Source organism: Methylobacterium sp. (assembly GCF_028290105.1).
Taxonomy (GTDB): domain Bacteria; phylum Pseudomonadota; class Alphaproteobacteria; order Rhizobiales; family Beijerinckiaceae; genus Methylobacterium.
The window spans coordinates 1-5,156 of record NZ_JAQGKL010000164.1; the positions used below are offsets into that span (position 1 = coordinate 1).

Annotated in this window: 4 protein-coding genes; 2 read left to right on the top strand and 2 right to left on the bottom strand. The window is 70.9% G+C overall.

Translation table 11 applies throughout. The features are described from left to right. Positions 1–26 precede the first annotated feature (26 nt). The gene (locus tag JWQ05_RS12065; RefSeq protein WP_299658692.1) at positions 27–917 is read left to right on the top strand and encodes a LysR family transcriptional regulator; all 891 of its coding nucleotides are present in this window, start codon (positions 27–29) and stop codon (positions 915–917) included. 54 nt (positions 918–971) lie between these two features. Here JWQ05_RS12065 and JWQ05_RS12070 read toward each other — a convergent pair whose 3' ends face one another. Further along, positions 972–1,853: a 3'-5' exonuclease gene (locus JWQ05_RS12070; RefSeq protein WP_299658689.1), complete on the bottom strand. Its 882-nt coding sequence runs from the start codon at positions 1,851–1,853 to the stop codon at positions 972–974. A 70-nt stretch (positions 1,854–1,923) separates the two neighbouring features. Next, positions 1,924–4,380, bottom strand: a complete 2,457-nt coding sequence (gene ligA / locus JWQ05_RS12075; RefSeq protein WP_299658690.1) for an NAD-dependent DNA ligase LigA — start codon at positions 4,378–4,380, stop codon at positions 1,924–1,926. A gap of 270 nt (positions 4,381–4,650) precedes the next feature. Here ligA and JWQ05_RS12080 point away from each other — a divergent pair. Further along, a partial coding sequence (locus JWQ05_RS12080; protein ID WP_299658691.1) for a sulfite oxidase heme-binding subunit YedZ occupies positions 4,651–5,156 on the top strand: 506 nt, incomplete at its 3' end.

Below are 5,156 nucleotides of genomic sequence, written 5' to 3' on the forward strand. Positions count from 1 at the left end.
TCGGGTCGCGTACGGGAGTGGACGCCTTGGACTGGGACAAGATCCGCATCTTCCTCAACGTCGCGGAAGCGGGCAGCTTCACGCGGGCCGGCGACGACATCGGCCTCAGCCAGTCGGCGGTGAGCCGGCAGATCAGCGCCCTGGAGCGCGAGCTGAAGGCGCCGCTGTTCCACCGTCACGCGCGCGGGTTGATCCTGACGGAACAGGGCGACCTGCTGTTTCGGGCCGCCCGCGACATGAAGCTGCGCCTGGAGAACACGAAGGCCCGCCTCGTCGAGACGAGCGAGCGCCCCACCGGCGACCTCAAGGTGACAACGACGGTGGGCCTCGGCACGGCCTGGCTCGCGCAGCGGGTGGCCGAGTTCCTCGACCTCTACCCCGATGTCCGCGTCGAGCTCATCCTCACCAACGAGGAGCTCGATCTGGCCATGCGCGAGGCGGATGTCGCCATCCGCATGCGACGCCCGGCCCAGCCCGACCTGATCCAGCGCCGCCTGTTCACGGTGCATTACCACGCCTTCGCCTCGCAGGATTACGTGAAGCGTTTCGGCGAGCCGAAATCCATCGCCGACCTCGACAACCACCGGCTCGTCTCGTTCGGCGGCAACGAGCCGTCCTACCTGCTGGCCACCCACTGGCTTTCCACCGTGGGCCGCGAGGGCCAGGAGCGGCGGACGATCCATTTCACCGTCAACAACATCACGGCGCTCCAGCACGCGATCGAGACGGGGGCCGGCATCGGCATCCTGCCCGACTACGCGGCGGAGGGTCAGGCCGGGCTGGTGCAGGTCATGCGCGAGACCGAGATGCCCCACATGGAGAGCTACCTCGTCTACGCCGAGGAGATGCGCACCGTGGCCCGCGTCCAGGCGTTTCGCGACTTCCTCGTGGCGAAGGCCCAGCGCTGGACCTACTGACCGGAGCGATTTCAACGCTCCGCGTCGGTCCGGAGCCTGCCGCGTGGACCGGGCTCAGGCGCCGTGCTCGATCTCGGCGGTCATGCGCAGCCGCAGCGCCTCGACGTCGGCATGGTTGCCCGACAGCAGGTCGGTGATGTCGCCGGCCAGCAGTGATTTCACGTGGCGGCACAGGGTTCCGTAGCGGCCCGCCATGCAGGTGCAGCGCAGGTGCGGACCGGCGTGGCGATCCTCCAGGGTGACGGCGTAGCGGTTGCCGCTGCTGCCGCGCATCGCGAAGTGCAGCCCGGGCAACGCCGAGGGGCGTCCCCCCGCCGCCAGGCGGGCGCGCTCGGTCAGTGAGCCCGGCCGGCTCTGCGGCCGCTGCGCCAGATCGGGACCCGCCGGCACCGTAGTGATGGGCAGGTGGATCGACCGCGACAGGTCCGGGATGCTCGGCACGCCCCGCTCCCGCGCGGCGGCGAGCGCGATCTCGGCGCAGGCATAGGCGTCCTCGCCCGCGTCGTGGTGCTCGAAGCGGATGCCGAGGCGGGCCGCGACCTTGCCGAGACCGCAGCCCTCCGCCGCCGGAAACACCTTTCGGGCGATCTGGAGGGTGCAGAGATAGGAGAAGGCCGGCGGCGCCAACCCATAGGCGGCGAGCGAGGCGCGCAGCACGCCGAGATCGAAGCCGGCATTGTGGGCGAGGATCAGGCCGCCCGCGAGGTCGGGCAGGAACTCGGCCATCACGGCGGGGAATTCCGGCCGGTGCCGGACATCGGCCGGCAGGATGCCGTGGACGCGGATGTTCCCCGGCGAAAAGCGCAGTTCGGGGGGCCGGATCAGCCGGGTCTCGCGACGCACCACCGCCCCGCCGGCGATCCATGCGAGGCCGACGGCGCAGGCGCTGTCGCGCCGCTCGTTGGCGGTCTCGAAGTCGATGGCGATGACGGTCATGGCTCTCGGGGACGGCTCGGCCCTGGCCGAACATGGCCTCCGCCGAGTCTAGGGCCGCCCGATTCCCCGCTCAAGCGCCGGCGACGCGCGCGAGCCATGTCTCCTCGCTGATGACCTCGACGCCGTGCTTCTCGGCGTCCTTCAGCTTGGACCCGGCCCCGGGCCCCGCCACCACCAGGTCGGTCTTGGCCGAGACCGACCCCGACACCTTGGCGCCCAGGCGCTCGGCGGTGGCCTTGGCCTCGGAGCGGGTCATCCGCTCCAGGCTGCCGGTGAACACGACGGTCTTGCCCGCGAAGGCCGTGGCGGTGGCGGGAACGGCCATGGGCTCGGTCCTCACCTCCGCCAGCAGCGCGCGAACCGCCGCGTCGTTGTGCGGCTCGGAGAAGAAGGCGATCAGCGAATCCGTCGCCACCGGGCCGATCTCGCCGTCATCGGCGAAGTGCCGGTAGGCGTCGCCCGGACGCTGCGCGGCCGCCCGCGCGATCCCAGCCGCGATGGCCTCCGCGTCCCCGTAATGCCCGAGGAGACTCGCGCGCTGCGGTGCCGACAGGCGCACGCGACCGGCCGGTTGCGCCTCCGTCTCCTCGCCCTCGGCGGCATCCGCCTCCCCCGTCTCGCGCGGATAGCCGAATTCCAGCAGGCGGTCGCGGGTGGTGGGGCCGATGCGCGCCAGGGCCGAGAATTTGATCCAGTCGGGCCCGGCCTGGTCTCGGGCTGCGGCGGCGACCCCTTCCATCAGTGCCGCCATGTCGGGAAAGCGCTTGGCCAAGGCCTTGGCGGTGGATTCCCCGATGTCGGGGATGCCCAGCGCGAAGAGGAAGCGGTTCAGAGGCAGGCTGCGCCGGTCCTCCACCGAGGCGAGGAGGTTCTTGATCGCCTTGTCCTCGTCGTCGCCCTTCTTCTTGGTGGGTTTCTTCGGGGCGGGCACGCCCTCGGCCCGGCGCTCGGCCGAGAGGGCCTCGCGCCGCGCCACGATGGCGGCCTTCAGGGGCTCGAAGTCGAGGCGGAACAGGTCGGCGGGCTGGCGCACCAGCCCGGCCTCGAACAGCACCTCGATATAGGTCTGGCCGAACCCCTCGAGGTCGAAGCCGTTGCGCGAGACGAAGTGCTTCAGGCGCTCCACCCCTTGCGCGGGGCAGATCAGGCCGCCGGTGCAGCGGCGCACGGCATCGGGTTTGCCGGTGCGCGGGTTGATCTCGCGGACCGCGCGGCTGCCGCAGGCGGGGCATTGGTCCGGAAAGGCGAAGGGCTTCGAATCCGCCGGGCGCTTGTCCAGCACCACGTCCATGACCTTCGGAATCACGTCGCCGGCCCGCTGCACCACCACCGTGTCGCCGACGCGGATGTCGCGTCCCTCGCGGATCGGCTCGCCGTCGCCGCCGACACCCTGGACGTAGCCCTCGTTGTGCAGGGTGGCGTTCGAGACCACGACCCCGCCCACCGTGACCGGCCGGAGCTTGGCCAGCGGGTTCAGCGAGCCCGTGCGCCCGACATTGATCTCGATGTCCTCGACCACGGTGAGCGCCTTCTGCGCCGCGAACTTGTGCGCCAGCGCCCAGCGCGGCGAGCGCGAGACGAAGCCGAGACGGCGCTGCAGGGCGAGCGCGTCGACCTTGTAGACGACACCGTCGATGTCGTAGCCGAGATCGGCGCGTTCCGCCTCGATGCTCCGGTAATGCGCGATCATGGCCTGCGCGTCGGCGCAGAGCTTCGTTCGGTCGTTGACCGGCAGGCCCCAGGCGGCGAAGCGCTCCAGCACCCCATGCTGCGTGCCCTCGAACGCCGGCACCACCTCGCCCCAGGCATAGGCGAAGAATTTCAGCGGGCGCGAGCGGGTGATCTCGGGATCGAGCTGGCGCAGGGAACCCGCCGCCGCATTGCGCGGGTTGGCGAAGAGCGGCTTGCCCGCCGCCTCCTGGCGCGCGTTGATCGCGGCGAAATCCGCGTGCGACAGGTAGACCTCGCCGCGCACCTCGCAGATGCGCGGCACGTCCTCGCCGGCGAGCACCTGGGGAATGTCCGACACCGTGCGGGCATTGGCGGTGACATCCTCGCCAAGCTCGCCGTCGCCGCGCGTCGCGGCGGTGACGAGGCGGCCGTCCTCGTAGCGCAGCGCCAGCGAGAGGCCGTCGATCTTCGGCTCGGCGGTAAAGCCCAGGGGCTCGGCCTCCGGCCAGTTCAGGAAGCGGCGGACCCGGGCGACGAACTCCTCGACTTCCGCGTCGGCAAACGCGTTGCCGAGCGAGAGCATCGGCACGGCGTGGCGGACCTTGGCGAACTTCTCCGAGGGCTTGGCGCCCACCGAGGCGCTGGCGGCCCCCGTCCCGGCGAGATCCGGGAACCGTCCCTCGATGGTCTCCAGACGCCTGCGCAGGGCGTCGTACTCGGCATCCGTGATCTCGGGCGCATCCTCCTGGTGATAGAGCCGGTCGGCCTCCGCGATCCGCGCGGAGAGATCCGCGTGCTCCGCCCGCGCCGTCTCGGGCGTCAAGGCGTCGAGGCTGTCGTCGAAGGTGGCTGCCATCGGGGTGCTTCGCGGGATTCTTCGGATGGGGCTGAGGCTCGGCGCCGGCTTATAGCAATCGCGAGCCATCGTCGCATCGGCCGGGGCTTGGGCCTGTCCCTCGTTCTCAGGACTCTGCACAGGCCTGTAACCCGGTCGCGTGTCCGGCGAACTGGCTCGGTGACGGGTACGTCACGATACGCTTTCCGGACGGATGCGACCCCGCGCCGCCGCACGGATCGCGCGCCGTTCCTATCTGTCTCCTCGACACGCCACCGCCTTCGGATTCCCATGCCCGCCCAGCCCATCGTCTCCGCGCCCTGGCGCGACCGCGCCGGCCGCGTCTCCGGCCTGAAGCTCGCCACCTTCCTATTCGCCCTGGCGCCGGGTCTGTGGCTGGCGGGCGCCTACGCGGCCGATGCCCTCGGCGCCAAGCCCATCACCGCGCTTCTGCACGGCACCGGCGAGTGGGCCGTGCGCTTCCTGCTGCTGTCGCTGGCCGTGACGCCCCTGCGGCGGATCGCGAACGCGCCCAAGCTCATCCTGGTGCGCCGCATGCTCGGGCTGACGGTGCTGGCCTACGCGCTGATCCACCTCACGCTCTACGTCGTCGACCAGAACTTCGTGCTGACCAAGGTCGTCACCGAGATCGCGACGCGCATCTACCTCACCATCGGCTTCGTGGCGCTGCTCGGGCTCGTCGTGCTCGGCGTCACCTCCACGGACGGGATGATCCGCCGCCTCGGCAAGGCGTGGCCCCGCCTGCACAAGCTCGTCTACGCCATCACGGTGCTGGG

Bases quoted from the DNA above. Each gene is read 5' to 3' on its own strand.
- JWQ05_RS12070 (WP_299658689.1), bottom strand. From the start codon at position 1,853: ATGACCGTCATCGCCATCGACTTCGAGACCGCCAACGAGCGGCGCGAC.
- ligA (WP_299658690.1), bottom strand. From the start codon at position 4,380: ATGGCAGCCACCTTCGACGACAGCCTCGACGCCTTGACGCCCGAGACG.